The following is a 14,581-nucleotide window of genomic DNA, read 5'->3' as shown; positions in this document are numbered from 1 at the left end:
GCCTGCCTGGCGAGAACCACGGCCCTCGACGGGCGGTCCCAACGAGGGGCCACCGGCGAAGGGCCGGGGCATGGAGCCCCGGCTGGTCGCTCAGTCCACGAACCCGTCGACGTAAAGGCTGATCTTCATCGGGGACGGGCGGCCACGGACGATCTCGCTCTCGTACCAGGCCCAGTCTTCCAGCGCGTCGTTGGGGACGTAGCTGCCGCTCGCGAGGCGGTTGCAGATCCACGACAGGCGCTGGCGGGAAATCCCAGCGGACTTCAGCCGACGGAGGTTCTCGACCCGCTCGGCCTTCAGTTTCTCATCTTGCTTACGGCGTTCGATCGCCTGCATCCGAACCGACTCGACGAGTGCATCGAACTTGGCTCGACCTTCCGCGAGGTGTGCCTCGTGTTCCGCGGTCGTCATGGCCATCGCATTGAGTACGGCCCCGATCGAATAATCTCCGTTGAGGGTACCCTCCGCCGTGTCCGTCGCCTTGATCTCGTACGCGGGACGGCCCTGGAGGACGCGGCCGAGGTACTGGACATGGACCACGCGCGGGTCGGCCGCGATGGCCGCCGTGGCCTCGGCTATCTGATTGTCCCTGATGCGGGCGGCTTCGGCGCTCTTGAGATGCAGGACGGCTTTCAGGGCGGTGCTGAGCATGACGGTCTCTCCGGTCGTGACCGGCGGCCCATGCCTGCCGGTGTCTCAATTTTTGGGACACGTCTTGGCGAAAGTCAAGCGGTGTTTATTACGCCGCTGCGGCCGCGCGCTGGTACTCGCTGCTTGTGTGCCCGTAGACCTTGAGGAGCATGGGCAGGCTCATCCCAAGGTACTCGGCGACCTCGACCGGCGGAACGCCGGCGCGGAGCATCAGCGTCGCCCGGGTGTGCCGCAGGATGTGAGGGCTTGGCCAGCCGAGCTCGTCGGCGTCCTCGTCGTCCTCCAGCAGGTATCCCTCGTCCCCGTCGTCAACCACGCCCGCATCGGCAGAGAGCGCCGCCGCCAGGTCCCGGACCCGGTACGTCCCGTCCACTTCCCGCCGATCGAGGCCGGCGCGGATCGCCGCGAGCTTGAAGCCCTTGCTGACCCGCGCGACCCCGGCACCGTTCCTGTGGACGACCCGGGAAATCCCGGCCGCTAGGTCCGCCTCGCGCCATTCGGCGAGGAGTGGCAGCAACGCGTTGTGGATCCGGCACGGGGGCTGCCGCTTCCGCGACGGCGGTGCCTCAGGACCCTCCCGGAACAGTGTCACGGCCGGAAGATCGATGAACCCGGCGACGCGGTGGCGGCGCCACCGCAGGTTGAGGACGGCCGCCGATCGAGTTCCGCTGTAGAAGCCGATCAGCAGGAACCGGGTGAGCAGATCACCCGGCTCGTCGCGCAGGCCCTCGATCCGCTCCCAGATCGGTTCGCCGGTCGCGAGGTCCGAGGCGAACCATCGGTATCCCTGCGCCGCCTTATGCAGGCGCCAGAACTCCACCTCGGTCAGCCAGTCCGGATGGGCCTTGCCGTCCGGAGGCTTCGCGATCTTGGGGACGCTCGCCAGGTTGTACTCCAGGTGCCAGACGTTCACCGCCGCCGACAGCGTGACGAGCTCGCGCCGGATCGTGGAGTGCACCGGGTACTTCGGCTTCTTCCACCCCTTCCGCATGTAGGGCTCTACGAGGCGGGCCTCAGCGTAGGCGCGGCAGACGTCGCCCCGGATCTGCGCGAGCGTGAGCTTGCCCATGTGGCGCAGCAGGTGCTCGATATGATTTCCGACGATCGCCGCGTTCGACGTCCCCTCCATCCGCCCGCCGTAGAAGGTCAACACGGCGGGGACGGTGACGAGCCGGGGGTTGCTGTTCGCCGGGTCGTCGTGGCTCGGCGCGATCGCCAGGGCCTCTCGGGCTAGTCTATCGCGTTCCGCGATATGGAGCGCGAGCTCGCCTTCAGCCTCCGCGCGAGCGTCGCGGCCGTGTCGAGTGCGGCGCTTGAATTCTCGGCCGTCGATGTGGTCGCGGATGCCCCAGACCTGGCGCTTGGCGTCCCAGTACAGTCGGGCTGGATCTCGGGGGCGTGCCAACTCTCTCTCCACTCAGATAGGTGCCTGCGGGTCGTGTAAATCGCGTGGCCCGGGCGCATCGATTTGAGACGATGCGGAGGGGCCGCGACCGTCGCGGCACGCAGCTGAGCGGTGGTGAAGGTCGGGAAGCCGTCGGGGTCGGCCAGCTCCTCGGTCCAGATCGCGACATCGAGCGGCAGGAGCGTGTCAGCCCCCGCGTTGCTGGCGCGCGTTCCTGCACCCTCCGAGAAGTCGAAGGTGCCGCCGTCGAAGACGTATGTGACCGAATTCATCATCCGGCGATTCTCCCCCACGGGACTCCTCCCCGCAATGGCAAAGAGCGTCCTCGGTTAACGGCAGACCGCCTATTCCGCCTGGGCTCCACAGCAAAGGCCAGGGATCCAACAATGATGCTAGCAGCCTGTGCTTGCCGAGCTTTCCGGCTTGAGCCATCCTGACCGTATGAGCACCGCCCATCCTCTCGCGAAATGCCCGTTGGCCTGAGCCAACCCATCGTCCGCAAATGCGGACGCGCGCGTTCGACTATGAGAGGGGGCCTCCCCATGGCTACGTACTTCACATCGGACAGCCATTTCGGCCATGGCGGCATGCTGAGCCCGCGCATGAGCAGGCCCCGCCCGTTCTCCTCTGTCGAGGCCATGGACGAGCACATAATCGCAGCCTGGAACAATCGGATCCGTCGGGACGACGAGGTCTACCACCTCGGCGACTTCGCCTACGCCGCGAGCGCCGCACACTGCCGATCGGTGTTCGCCCGCCTCAACGGCAGGAAGCGGCTCATCCTTGGCAACCACGACAAGGCGCGCACGACAGACCTCGCCTGGTACAGCCAGGATGAACGGGCGGAGGTTGTCGTCGAGGGCCGCCGCTTCGTCCTCGGGCATTACGCGCAGAGGACGTGGAACGGGATCCACCGCGGGGCCCTCCACCTGTACGGCCACAGCCACGGCAGCCTGCCCGGGTGCGGGCGGTCGCTCGATGTCGGCGTCGACACATGGGACTGGCGCCCAGTGACGGTACCGGAGATCCTGGAGCGGATGGAGATGGATACCGCCCGGATCGGCGGTCCCGTCGCGGCGGCCGCGCTGGCCGAGGCTGCCTGATGTGCTAGTCCTACGACTACTTCGAGCCGGCGCCCGGGGCGGTGACCTGCCTCGCGTGCGGCCGCGTCTCGATGGGGATGACCCGTGCCGAGGCCGAACCCGCCGTCGCAAGCGCGAACGCCCAGCTTCGGCCGGGGGAGCCACCGATCGGGATGTCCTATTTCCGGTGCTGCCCCGCCCCCCGGTACCGGCCCGCCAAGGTGGGGGACGTCCCGGACGGGGCGACCATCTCCGGCGTGTTGGCCGAGGGGCACATGGATGGGGGCCTCCTCAGATCTGAGAAGACCCCCGGGCCGCCGCCTCGGCCCGCTCGCGCGCCCTCCGCCGACGCCTGATCGTCAGCTGGCTCGGCGGGTCAATCGCATCCCCGACGATCCTCGACATCAGCGCGTAGTTCGGGAAATCCCGCGGATCAAGATCCGGGGTCGGCTCTAGCTCGATGGCCGGCTGGACCGGCGCAGGCTCGCCCCGACGCTGTTCGGGGAGGTCCTCGAACAGCAGGGGCAACGGGGCCGGCGGCGGCGTCGGCTGGCGCCGCAGGATCGGGAGAACCCGCGGCTTGTGGAACCGCTCGGCGACGGCGTTGGCGATCCACGCGTAGAGGGCGGCTGCCGGGGTGTCGGCGGCGAAGGAGGGGCGGCGGGGCATGGTTATCACTCCTCGATCAGGCCGCTGCGGATCTCCTCGGCGACGAGGCGCAGGGCGAGCCCATGATGCGTCGTGTTGCCAGCGTCGGCCCACGTTCGCGGCTGCTCGTCCGTGCCCTGATAGCGGGCGAACCGGGCCTGCATCGCGCAGGCGTAGCGCCGGACGATCTCCGAGCGGGGCAGCCAGGCGTCCTCGTCGAAGATCAGGATGAGGTCCCGGTTCACGTAGGCGTTCCAGCATCCGTCGCCGGACCGGTAGCCGCCGTCGACGACCGCGGCGTCGAAGCTCGCCGGGAACGACGTTGGGTTGGGGCTGCCGAGGTTGAGACCGCCGCTCATCGAGGAGTCCTCCCGTTCCGCTGGCGCTCGTGCTGCCGGTACCAGGGCTGCCCTGCCTCGTGCCGCTCGCGCCGGGATGGCTCCCGCGGTCTCACGCCCCAGAGTTCCTCCATCTGCGCAGCGGCCTCGCGCTGGGAGTAGCGCTCCCGGCGGGCAGGCTGCGTATCGACTCCAGGCACAACGACGTCGCCGAGCTCGTAAAAAACGCCGTGCCGGTAAGCCATATGATCAGCGAGGATGTCCTGCTCGGTGCGCAAGCGCGTCGCCCCGGTCTCCTCGCGCTTCACCCAATTCGGGACGTAGAATTTGGAGCCGGGCTCCACGAACTTCGTGAGGAGGATCTCGAACGCCGGAACGGTCTCAGACTCCGGGCGCTCGTTGCCGGGGCCTTGGGCCTGCACGATACCGTCGAGCGCGATCTCCACCGTGACGCGGGACCTCCCAACCGGATCCCTCAGGCTCCAGATCCCGGCATCGGCCCGACAATCATCCGGACGGACACCGCCCTCCCAGGTTGTATGATCGTAGCCGCGACCGACGCAGTGCCCCATGACCTCGCCCTCGGCGTCGAGGGCGCGGTCGGTGACCACGTGGACCCAGTACCAGCCGGGCATCACCGGCACATCGAGGCGATCGACGGTGCCCTCGTTGCCGGCGACACGATCCGCCCGCTTTGCCAGCATCCGCTGGTGCCACCGTTCCGCGTGCACTTCGGCCTGAGCCCACGTCACACGCAGGAGCTTTTCTAGGAAGCGGGGGTCGTCCTCCGACAGGCCGTTCAGCCAGTCGGTGACAACCTCAAGCGTCGGGGGGACGCTGTTGCCGGCATAGGTCACGACGCTTTCGCCTCGGAGATAGCCGGCAACCACCGTACGGTCGCTGCCCTCGCTCTGGGCCAGCGCATCTCTGTAGACCGGGTGATCGGCGTAACACGAGTGATCCGGCTGATATTCGGCCTCGATGCCCCACGGCGTCAGCGGGGTGCCGAATGGCGACGGAAACAGCGTCATTCGATCGCGGGGCCGACATGCCGCCGGCAGACGCAGCGCCATCCAGCGCTGAGCGCGAACATCGTCGAGGGAGCCGATCGCCAGCGCGGCAGCGGTCCGCTGTAGGCTGCCGAGCGTCGCATCGAGGGAAGTCCCGGATCGTCTCACGCTGCCCTCCTCGGGAGCCAGGCGAAGGGCCGGTTCCACTCCGGAACCACGCAGATCATGCGATGCCCTGGGCACCACGCCGACCCCGGCGCCACCGGGTGCCCGCAGACAAGCGCAGGACCCGATTTCGGGTCGTCCGCGATGAAGCGGCACGCGTTGGGGCCGGCCGACGTCAGCGGGATCAGGAGCGACGGCGGGACGGCAGGGACGACGACGGCCTTCAGCTTAGGGGCGGGCCGGGGCGTGGTTGGAGCCGGCTTGGGGGCCGCCACCGGCCTCGGCCTCGGAGCGGAGGGCTTCTTCGGCGCAGACGCAGGCCGAGCCGGGCGGTACGCGCCGGGGTAAGCCCACGCCGGCGCGGGCCGGCACTCTCGCGCGGCGGCCCGCGCCTCGCGCTTGCGGTCCCGGCTCCGGACCAACTTCTCCTCCGGCGTGAGCACAACCCGCGCCGGGCGAAGCGTCCCCCGGTTCGCGATACCGATCACGGCGGACCGGCTCACGTGAATGCCGAACTCGTCAGCCAGCACGATGACGATCGAGGCCTCGCTCGTATCGGGCTGCCCGTACAGCTCAAGCACGCGGGCGCGGGCGGCGGGAGGCCATGTGAAGGCGCTCACGACCGCGCCTCCGGTGCGGGAGCGTAGGAGACGACCCTCACCAGCCCGAGAGCCAGCAGCAAGGACAGCCCGGGCTGGCGCCGGCCTGCCCGGACGTCGCCCACGTAGGACTCGGAGATCCCCGCCTTGAGGGCGAAGGCCTTGGCGCTTCCAGCTGCGGCAACCTGCTCCTCCAGACGGACGAGCGCGGCGTTATCTGGCGTCGGAGCGACGCGCCTCCGTATAGTAGCCCTCATGACGTCACCTTATTCTGGACAGGCACCGCTCGATCAGCGCATGCGCGTTCCAGCTATTAAGTGGGGCGTCGCGGGAAACCGCAAGAGGTTCCGGCAAGCCGATCTGCACAAATGTATACCTCAACAGTTTCACCAACAGCGTGTTGGTGAAACTGTTGTGAATGCCGTCAAATCTGTTGGTGAAACATTCCGCTTGCAAAAGGCCAATACGGGGAGGAGGATACGCCAGTCAGCGCATCGGCTGACCCGGCCAAGCGCCGGAAACCCCGGTTTTTGCGAATACCCTAAATGCCCCCGATCGACTTCGGAGCTACTTGGCGCCACGTCGGCACGCACCGCCGCTACGACGTGAAGCGCGAGCTCTGGCTCTGCCCCGACGCCCCTCCCTCATTCTCCGACGCCTACCGCGGCGCGCGGTCCGAGATGATCACGGCCGGCTACTCGTGGACGGACCGCGGCACGGCCAACGGCGTGCTCACTCCCTGCTGGTGGGGAGGCGGTGATCCCGTCGACGCCGACGCCCTCGCCGCCGCGATCGCCCCGGCCATCGGCAAGGCGGCCTCCGATCGCGCTGAGCGGGCCCGCCTGGAGGAGGAGCGCATCCAAGCGGAGACCGCCCGACTCGCGCCGCTCGCGGCCCCGATTCGTGCCGACCTGGCGGTCATTGTGGCTGAGCGGCCGTGGATGCTCGGTCGCCATCTTACCGCCGCGCGCGAGCTTCTCGATCTGGACAGCTGGTCCGTGTGGGGGATGCAGGACGCCGAGCGGCACGTGCGTAACGCCAGGGGCAACGCCGAGCGCGCGGCCGAGAGGCTTGGGCGGACCCCGCCGGCAGTGTGGTTCGCGAAGGCGGCCGACGAGGGCATCCGCGCGGCCGCGTGCGATGCCTGCCAGCACCTCTCGTCGCTCGACGAAGACTGGGCTTCGGACCGCAACTCCATCGGGTGGTCGCAGGCCACGTGCTGGACGGGACATCTTCTGAGCGAGCGAACCAAGCTCGATCAAGGCGAGGCCGCGCATGCGCTGGCCCTGCTGCACGGCCACCGGAAACAGCTGCCCGACCCGCTCTGTCTCATCCTCTTCGGCGAGCTTCCGTCCCGACGGCGCCGCTCCGCCCCGGCCGACGCCCCCACTCTCGCCCTCTGACTTTCAGGGCGGCGCGCTTCAATCCCCCCATCGGCGGCCCCCGGCGCGGGGCCGCCTTCACCACAAGGAATTCAACAAATGATGGATTTCATTCGCAACCTGCTGGCGGCGATCTTCGGGATCCTGCTGTCCCCGCTCAGGCTTCTGGGATGGGAAGCCAAGCCGAGGGCGGCAGACATCGCGGCCGAGGCCGTGGAGGCTGTCCGGGCCGCCCCGATCGAGGCGCCGGCACCGGTGCCGCGCGAGCCCACGCCGATGGCGGATCTGCTCCTACAGCACGCCCGCAAGAGGCTGTTCACGCACGAGCGGCACGAGGGCCTCGTCCCGCTGCCGCCCGCCTTGGAGGCGTGGATCACGCAGCTGGACAACAATGAGCTCTGCGATGTGATCGGCTGCAGCGCCCGGGATCTCCAGAGCCACGTGAACGCAGGCCTATCGGGCTCGACCGCGCGTGGACCCTATCACCTCCCGCCTGTCCTGCCCCACGCCGTCCCGAACCATGCGAAGCGTGGCGCCACGGGCGGGACGGGCGTCAAACAGGGCCGGGATCTGTCGCAAGCGTTGGAAGAGCTGGGCCTCGTTTTCGATCAGGGCTACAGCCCGCGTCCGCGCTGACCCTCACCGCCCCGCGAACCCAAATCGCCCGCCGGTCCCCCCGGCGGGCTTTTTTATGCGGCCGCCCGGGCGGCCTGGTGCGCACGCACGCCCGCGATGAGCCGGCGCAGGGATCCGTCGAGACGGTCGGCCCGGGCCCGCTCCGCAGCCAGGGCGCCCCCCGCCGACCGGAGGTCCTCGCGCAGCTGGGCGGCCTCGGCCCTCAGACGCTCCACCTCCGCGACCGCGGCCGCAGCCTGACGACGGGCGCGATGGAGCTCGGCGACGACGGCCGAGACAGCGTCGACCTCCTCGACCCGGGCCCGCTCGATGCCGGCGCAGAAATCCTGCACGGCGAAGTGCCCGAGCATGAGGGCCTGGGTGCCGCGGCCGGTGACGTCGGCGAGAACGTGGCGGGTCTCGTGGGACATGGCGGCTCTCTCCAGGCGGGGCGATCTCGTACCCCAAGGATGAGTCGTCGAAGGGGGCCGGGCAACCGCCTGTGGGGGTTATCCCTGGGCTTTAGGCGGTCACGGGTTCAGGCGATGGTTTCCAACCGGTGAACGACACCCCCATTACTCCTACGGACTGCAACGGCGATTGCCGTCACATCATGACGACGCCTTCTTCGGCTGAAGCAGACGCTTCCACAGGGCGTCGGCGACGGCTTCGCGGCGGTAGACGACACCTTCGCGCCCCGCGTCCCGAGCCGCCTCGGTCCGGCCGACGACCTGGCGGGCGACGCCCCTAAGGATCGCCTGAGGATCGACGGGGCCGCTGGTAACGCCTTCCCGCACAGTCGCGGCAATCGCATCCCTCAAGGCATCGGCGATCGCCCGGTCGAGCGTGGCCGGATCCGGCCGCCCTTCCGCGCGCCACCGGTCGCGCATCGACGCCATGCGGTCGGCGGTCTGCCGCCGGATCCGGCCGATGCGCCGGGCGCCGGTCTCGGGGTGAGCGGGGGTCGGGATGTGAAAGGTCTCGCGCATGGCCGCAGGATAGCACCCGGCGACGCAAGGAACGTCACGTGTGACGATAACCTGAGCGTTTGTTCATTTTCACGGGCGCACAGCGCGCGCACGTGCGCCTGACGTGCGCCTGACGTGCGCCCGACGTCGGCCCGTCGGGACTAGATCGGCTTCAGGACGATCCTGGCCTTGAGGCCGATCGAGGCGGCGACGGCGAGGAGGCGGTCGAGGTCCCAGGAGGCGATGTCGCCAGACCGGAGCGCGGTCCGCACCTTGGGGGACGACATGCCAACGGGGTAGCGGCGGAGGCTCGGCGTCCGCTCGGCGGCCCGGGCGATTGCCTCGGGCTGGGCCGCGGTGAGGGCGGGGGCCAGCTGGTCGGCAAGGTCCGCCCTCGCGATCCTGGCCGCCTCGCGCCCGGCGGCTGCATCGTGCAGGGCTTAAGCCCATGCCGCGAATATATACGTGGCGGGAACTCCGCACGCGGATGGCGTGCGGGTGTCGGTGCGCAGCGTGATCCCGAAGCTGAGGAACGGCGGCAGCCACCGTGCGGTGGGGGCGCTGCTGCGAAAGCGGAACTACCGGCCGAAGCTGGAGCCGAAGGGGCTGCCGGAGCGGGTTCAGGCGTCGCTCGGGAGCGCGGTGACGGACCTATGGAAGGCGGCGCAGGCGGACGCGGCGGCCGAGCTGGTGGCGGAACGCGAGCGGCTTTAGGTCGACCGGCGGGCGGCCTTGGAGATCATGGACGAGGCGCTGGCGCGGCTCGACGTGGCCGAGGCGGAGATGGCCCGACTGCGGGAGCGGCTGGCGCGTCACGAGGACGGGGCGACGCTGGCCGGGGCTGCCGCCGGCGGGTAACGGTCGGCGACGCCTTGCGGAGGCCCGGTGCCGTCGTCCCCCGGGAGGGCGAGTTCGAGGCCCGCATGTCCGGGGTAGTCGCACCCATGCCATGGGGTCCTGCGGAGCGGGATGCATCTCGGGTCGAGACGTCCTCGTGCGTGCATGAGGACGCATTGCGAATGTCAACTTAGTGGACTTTTCACACTTTGTGCCCTAAGTTGACATACGTGATGCGGACGGAGGGTTCGATGGACGACGCGACTGTGGAATTCACCATGAGCGACCTCGTCCACCGGACGGGCAAGGTCGCCGATGCGGCCGACCGTCGACCCGTCAGGATCACGCGGCACGGCCGCCCCCGTTTTGTCCTGGTCCGCTCGGAGGATTTCGACCGCCTGAGCGACCGCTCCCGGGACCCGCGCCGCGTCGTCATGACGGCGGAGACGCCGGACGACCTGCTTGAGATCTTCGCGGAGGACATGGCCAAGGCCGTCGGCGTGAAGGACTAGCGGATGCGTCAGCCCGGCGCCGTCTTCGACTACCCGTACCTTTGGTCGAACGAGGCCGGCAAGGTCGACAATCCCAAGGATCGGGTCACGTGCCTGGTCGTGGCCAGGACGAGGGCTGACCGGGAAGGCGTCGATCTCCATCACCTCCTGCTGGCCGGGATCACCGACAACCCGCGTCCTGATCAGGAGGCGGTCGAGATCCCGGTGACGGAGAAGCGACGGGCCGGGCTCCAGCTGGAGCGTCCGGCGTTCGTCGTGCTCTCGGAATACAATTACGACGTGCTTCCCCATTCGTGGAACTACGATCCGAACGGGCGGACGTTCGGGCGTTTCTCGGACGCGTTCATGGACGAGGTCCGGCGAAGGTTCTTCACGCTGATGAAGGCGGGCATGACGGCGCGCAACGACCGCATGGCCCCCGGCCGCTGAAGCGTCCCGGGACGACCGGGGTCCTACCTGCGCATCGCCTTGGCCCCGCGATCCAGACGCGCCAGGACCACGTTCTCGTTGTGCCTTCCCGGGCCGAGCTCGTCCTCGACCAGCTCGCGCAGGGCGCCTTCGGGGAGCACCCCGGAGAACCATGGGGGCATGAGCCCCAGGCGTCCGATCTCGTCCGCGCGGGTCCGCTTCCGCTTGATCGTGTCGACCTCGCCCTTGGTGTCGTGCGATCGTGCCCTGCCCCCAGGCATGTCATGCCGAACGCACTCGGCGCCGACCTGACGCTCGATGGGCTCGCTTCGCTTGCCATCGTCCTCCGGGGCCGGCGCGATCGATGGCGAAGGACGCCGCCGAAGGTCGCCGGCCCGACCGATCGAAGGCGGACGGAACGGGGAGACTAGGCCCGAGCGGATCCGGTCGGGGGAACGAAGGCGGAACAGGATCGTTGCCACGCTTGAGCTCGACGTTTCTTGCGCTCGAAGCGTCAGCGGAGGCGTCCGAAGATGCGACTGACGAAAGCCCGCATACAGAACTACCGGGGTATCCGGGACACGGACTGGTTCGAGGTCGAACCGGGCAAGACCATTCTCGTCGGGCCGAACGAGGCCGGGAAGACGGCGATCCTCCAGGCCCTCCAACAGGTCAATCCGCCCGAGGGGGTCAAGCCGTTCGACGTGCTGCGGGACTATCCGAGGGCGCTGTACAACGACATCACGACGAGGAAGGTCGACCCGACGCAGGTCAGGGTCGCGACCGCCGTCTTCTCTCTGGATCCCGACGAGAGGAAGCTGGTCGGGAGCGAGTTCGCTTCCTTCCCCTACGTCGCCATCAGATACATCGACAACAGGCTTGTCGACGACTTCCAAGGATGTCCGGCTTTCCCGACCTACGGAGAGGTCAGGAAGGACCTGATCAGGCTCGCCGCACATATCGACGCCCGGACCCCGCCGCCCGCGGAGGGCCAGCCCGCGAAGGCGACGGCCGGCGATGCGATCGCGGGCATGGCCAAGGGTTGGGATGACGGCACGCTGCTGTACGCCAAGAACGCCGAGGCCTTGCGTGCCTGGCTCGACAAGGCCGTGGCGCTCGTCGACGAGGACGACGAGAGAGAGGAGAGCCGTTTGGACGGGCTTCGGTCCAGGCTTGCCTATCCCGACCGCTATTTCGCCGCGAAGAAGGCGATGAGGGAGCGGATGCCGGTCTTCGTCTTGTTCAGCAACTACTTCCGGGTCAGGCCCGTCATCCATCTCGCCCACCTCGCAAGCCGCCTCAAGTCCGGTGTCCTCGACGACGACCAGTACGATTACGGCAACTCGTGCCTCCTGAATCTCCTGGGCTTCACCGCGAAGGCGCTTTCCGACCTCGGCCGCGCCGAGGAGCCGGATGCCAAGGACCCCGCCATGCTGCGTGCGTACCGCGACCAGCTCGACAAGCGCAGCTACCAATTGAACGCCGCGAGCATCCGCCTGACCCAGGAGATCAGGCGCGTCTGGAACCCGAACCCCGACCGTGCCGAGGCCGACCGGCTCCGCGTCGTGGCCGACGGCCAGTACCTGAAGGTGGTCGTCGAGGATGATCTGGGCGTGGAGATCGAGCTCGACCAGCGCTCGGAGGGCTTCCAGTGGCTCGTATCGTTCTTCGTCGTCTTCTTCGCCGAGGCGGCCGACAAGCACGAGAACGCGATCCTCCTGCTCGATGAGCCGGGACTGAGCCTGCACGCGCTCAAGCAGCGGGACTTCCGAGACACCGTCTCGCGTCTCGCGGAGGGTAACCAGACGCTCTACACGACCCACTCGCCGTTCCTCGTCGGTCCGGGGGAACTCGACCTCGTCAGGGTCGTCGAGATGCGGGATCGGAAGGTCGGCACGAAGGTGCACACCGCGGTCACCTCCAGCGACCCGGCGGCGCTGCTGCCGCTGCAGGAGGCCCTGGGCTACGACCTGGCCCAGAGCCTGTTCGCCAACCAGCGCAACCTCATCCTGGAGGGGTTGACCGACCATTGGTACGTCGAGGCGACGGCGGCGCTCCTGGCGGGCGACGGGATCGTACGGCTGAACGAGCGGATCGCCCTGGTGACGGCGAACGCAGCCAGCAAGGTCGTCTACTTCGCCACCATCCTCCATGCCCACGGTCTCAAGGTTGCGGCCCTCCTGGATTCCGACGCGGCCGGCGATCAAGCGGCCAAGCAGGAGGTCCTCGTCCATACGCTCGGACAGAAGGCGATCCTGCGCACGAAGGACTATCTGGCCGACCCGGTGGCGAAGGCCGAGGTCGAGGACCTCCTGCGGGAGACGCTGATCGGGATCGCCAAGGCCGAGTTCGGCCTCGATGTCGCCGCGACCGCGGCCGCGCAACCGGAACGGCCGATCGTCGACATCCTCGCGAAGGAGAAGGCGTTCTCGAAGTACAAGCTGGCGAAGGCTTACGTCCGTTGGACACGCGACCACCACGCCGCCGACCTGACGGAAGCGGAGCGCGCCCACTGGAAGAAGCTGATCGATGCCGTGAACGCAGCGTTGAGGTAGATTCCAGGGTTGCCGAACTCGTCTCGTCGCTCAAGCCTGATCCGTCGGTGCGTCATGAGAACAGCTTTTCGGTGGATCGGGCGGCTCTCGCTCTGGGTGGTCGCCCTGGCCGCGCTTGTCACGCTGGTCGCCGCCGTCGTGTTCGTCGGTCGGCCCTCCGAGAAAGGCGGGACCCAACCCAACTTCGCGGGTGCGGACCTCCAGAAGAAGCGTCTCGTCGTGTTCCTCGACGGGACCTGGAACAGCGTCGACAGCAACACGAACGTCTGGCGCATGCGGGCGCTCACCGCGACCAAGGGCAAGGACGGCCGACCGCAGCTCATCTACTACGGCGTCGGCGTGAACGGGGTCCTCGGCGGCATGTTCGGCCAGGGGCTCGATGACAACATCCGCCTCGCCTACGAATGGCTGATCGAGAATTACAACGACGGGGACGAGATCTTCATCTTCGGCTTCAGCCGCGGCGCCTTCACGGCCAGGAGCCTTGCCGGACTGGTGGCGATCAACGGGATCCTCAAGGCGGGATCGCCGATCGGCACCTCGGAACTCTTCAGGCGCTACAAGAAGGGCGACGAGGAAAGCATCTGGCGTTTGAGGGAGGCCGAACAGGCTGGCGAGGCGGCCAGCTTCACGGATCAGGAGCGATGGCTCATCAAGTATTCCCAGCCGGCAGACGTGAAGATGATCGGCGTGTGGGATACGGTCGGTTCGCTCGGGCTGTCGACCGGCAAGATACCGGGGGTCAGCCGTTCGTCCTTCGACTACCTGCAAACTGGGCTGCGCATCCACATCCTGAACGGTTACCACGCCCTGGCGATCGACGAGCACCGCGATGATTTCGCTCCGACGCTGTGGGACGTGCGCCGGTCGAACAATCCCAAGGACGTCTTCGCGAAGCCTCGGACGCTGGCCAGCGTCGAGCAGCGTTGGTTCGTCGGCGCCCACGCCAATGTCGGCGGTGGCTACGAGACCGACCTCCTGGCGCAATCGCCCCTGCGCTGGATCATGGAGAAGGCGCAGTCGCACGGCCTTGAGTTCCGATCCGCCGTCGAGTTGGACGGCGACGCGCTCAAGGCTCCGACCGTCGATTCCTACGCACTGTTCGGACGCGGCTTCTACAAGCTCGTCTCGTCACCGCTGTACCGCGTCATCGGGCGGGACCCCGAGGTGCGCGAGGATGGCAGCCACACCAACGTCAACGAGACCATCGACGTCACGGTGTTCGACCGCTGGCGTGCCGATCCGGGCTACCGTCCCGAGAACCTGGCCGCCTGGGCCGAACGAAAGAAGGTGGACCCCGCACAGATCCGGACCTCGGTCCGGGCGGACGACCCGACAGCCGCCGCGCCGTAGTAAGGGCGGATCCCTGCCAGTCTGCCGCTGACGCAGCAGTTCCGAGCGAACCT

The 14,581-nt window shown here is 68.2% G+C and carries 19 protein-coding genes; 9 read left to right on the top strand and 10 right to left on the bottom strand.

The genetic code is table 11. The annotated features are described in order from the left end of the window. Positions 1-90: 90 nt before the first annotated feature. Together AO398_RS00435 and AO398_RS00430 are read right to left on the bottom strand one after the other, a co-directional pair. Complete coding sequence (locus AO398_RS00435; protein ID WP_058190048.1) at positions 91-651, bottom strand: hypothetical protein; 561 nt, start codon at positions 649-651, stop codon at positions 91-93. 88 nt (positions 652-739) lie between these two features. Then, positions 740-2,056, bottom strand: coding sequence for a hypothetical protein (locus AO398_RS00430; protein ID WP_082643066.1), 1,317 nt, complete (start codon positions 2,054-2,056; stop codon positions 740-742). Positions 2,057-2,598: 542 nt separating this feature from the next. Between AO398_RS00430 and AO398_RS00420 the strand changes: the two genes are divergently transcribed. After that, on the top strand, positions 2,599-3,159 hold the full coding sequence (locus AO398_RS00420) for a metallophosphoesterase family protein (protein WP_058190045.1): 561 nt from the start codon (positions 2,599-2,601) through the stop codon (positions 3,157-3,159). A gap of 270 nt (positions 3,160-3,429) precedes the next feature. Here AO398_RS00420 and AO398_RS00415 read toward each other — a convergent pair whose 3' ends face one another. From AO398_RS00415 to AO398_RS00395, 4 genes are all read right to left on the bottom strand, one after another. Next, entirely contained in the window at positions 3,430-3,807 is a 378-nt protein-coding gene (locus AO398_RS00415) for a hypothetical protein (RefSeq protein ID WP_058190044.1), read from the bottom strand. A gap of 5 nt (positions 3,808-3,812) precedes the next feature. Continuing rightward, on the bottom strand, positions 3,813-4,145 hold the full coding sequence (locus AO398_RS00410; RefSeq protein WP_058190043.1) for a hypothetical protein: 333 nt from the start codon (positions 4,143-4,145) through the stop codon (positions 3,813-3,815). Next, a complete protein-coding gene (locus tag AO398_RS00405) occupies positions 4,142-5,302 on the bottom strand; it encodes a hypothetical protein (RefSeq protein WP_152997359.1) in 1,161 nt (386 codons plus the stop codon). The genes AO398_RS00410 and AO398_RS00405 overlap by 4 nt, the downstream gene beginning before the upstream one ends. A 613-nt stretch (positions 5,303-5,915) precedes the next feature. Further along, complete coding sequence (locus AO398_RS00395; RefSeq protein WP_058190040.1) at positions 5,916-6,155, bottom strand: hypothetical protein; 240 nt, start codon at positions 6,153-6,155, stop codon at positions 5,916-5,918. A 288-nt stretch (positions 6,156-6,443) separates the two neighbouring features. Here AO398_RS00395 and AO398_RS00390 point away from each other — a divergent pair, with 288 nt between their 5' ends. Both AO398_RS00390 and AO398_RS00385 read left to right on the top strand, forming a co-directional pair. Next, entirely contained in the window at positions 6,444-7,301 is an 858-nt protein-coding gene (locus AO398_RS00390; protein WP_058190039.1) for a hypothetical protein, read from the top strand. A gap of 78 nt (positions 7,302-7,379) precedes the next feature. After that, positions 7,380-7,916: a hypothetical protein gene (locus AO398_RS00385; protein ID WP_058190038.1), complete on the top strand. Its 537-nt coding sequence runs from the start codon at positions 7,380-7,382 to the stop codon at positions 7,914-7,916. Between the two features lie 53 nt (positions 7,917-7,969). Here the strand turns inward: AO398_RS00385 and AO398_RS00380 are convergent, their stop codons facing one another. The 3 genes from AO398_RS00380 to AO398_RS29645 form a co-directional block, all read right to left on the bottom strand. Then, the gene (locus AO398_RS00380) at positions 7,970-8,326 is read right to left on the bottom strand and encodes a hypothetical protein (RefSeq protein ID WP_058190037.1); all 357 of its coding nucleotides are present in this window, start codon (positions 8,324-8,326) and stop codon (positions 7,970-7,972) included. Between the two features lie 180 nt (positions 8,327-8,506). Further along, positions 8,507-8,884 carry a hypothetical protein gene (locus AO398_RS00375; RefSeq protein WP_058190036.1) on the bottom strand — a complete coding sequence of 126 codons (378 nt, stop codon included), beginning with the start codon at positions 8,882-8,884 and terminating at the stop codon, positions 8,507-8,509. A gap of 140 nt (positions 8,885-9,024) precedes the next feature. After that, positions 9,025-9,150 (bottom strand): hypothetical protein, encoded by a 126-nt coding sequence (locus AO398_RS29645; protein WP_280139103.1) that lies wholly within the window; start codon positions 9,148-9,150, stop codon positions 9,025-9,027. Between the two features lie 178 nt (positions 9,151-9,328). Here AO398_RS29645 and AO398_RS00370 point away from each other — a divergent pair, with 178 nt between their 5' ends. The 4 genes from AO398_RS00370 to AO398_RS00360 all read left to right on the top strand — a co-directional run bounded on the left by AO398_RS00370 (position 9,329) and on the right by AO398_RS00360 (position 10,641). Then, positions 9,329-9,577, top strand: a complete 249-nt coding sequence (locus AO398_RS00370) for a DNA-binding protein (RefSeq protein WP_160329298.1) — start codon at positions 9,329-9,331, stop codon at positions 9,575-9,577. Positions 9,578-9,595: 18 nt separating this feature from the next. Further along, on the top strand, positions 9,596-9,721 hold the full coding sequence (locus AO398_RS29640) for a hypothetical protein (RefSeq protein ID WP_280139102.1): 126 nt from the start codon (positions 9,596-9,598) through the stop codon (positions 9,719-9,721). A gap of 230 nt (positions 9,722-9,951) precedes the next feature. Next, the gene (locus AO398_RS00365; protein ID WP_058190034.1) at positions 9,952-10,212 is read left to right on the top strand and encodes a type II toxin-antitoxin system prevent-host-death family antitoxin; all 261 of its coding nucleotides are present in this window, start codon (positions 9,952-9,954) and stop codon (positions 10,210-10,212) included. Between the two features lie 3 nt (positions 10,213-10,215). Beyond that, positions 10,216-10,641: a hypothetical protein gene (locus tag AO398_RS00360; protein ID WP_058190033.1), complete on the top strand. Its 426-nt coding sequence runs from the start codon at positions 10,216-10,218 to the stop codon at positions 10,639-10,641. 23 nt (positions 10,642-10,664) lie between these two features. Here AO398_RS00360 and AO398_RS27995 read toward each other — a convergent pair whose 3' ends face one another. Then, positions 10,665-10,901 (bottom strand): hypothetical protein, encoded by a 237-nt coding sequence (locus tag AO398_RS27995; RefSeq protein WP_152997358.1) that lies wholly within the window; start codon positions 10,899-10,901, stop codon positions 10,665-10,667. A gap of 252 nt (positions 10,902-11,153) precedes the next feature. On the opposite strand from AO398_RS27995, the gene AO398_RS00350 reads away from it, so the two are divergent. Continuing rightward, positions 11,154-13,175: an AAA family ATPase gene (locus AO398_RS00350; RefSeq protein WP_058190031.1), complete on the top strand. Its 2,022-nt coding sequence runs from the start codon at positions 11,154-11,156 to the stop codon at positions 13,173-13,175. A 54-nt stretch (positions 13,176-13,229) separates the two neighbouring features. After that, a complete protein-coding gene (locus AO398_RS00345; protein ID WP_082643063.1) occupies positions 13,230-14,528 on the top strand; it encodes a DUF2235 domain-containing protein in 1,299 nt (432 codons plus the stop codon). The last annotated feature ends 53 nt before the right edge of the window (positions 14,529-14,581 follow it).

The sequence above is a fragment of the Methylobacterium sp. GXS13 genome (assembly GCF_001455965.1).
Taxonomy (GTDB): Bacteria; Pseudomonadota; Alphaproteobacteria; order Rhizobiales; family Beijerinckiaceae; genus Methylobacterium.
This window is presented reverse-complemented; position numbering and strand designations above follow the sequence as displayed.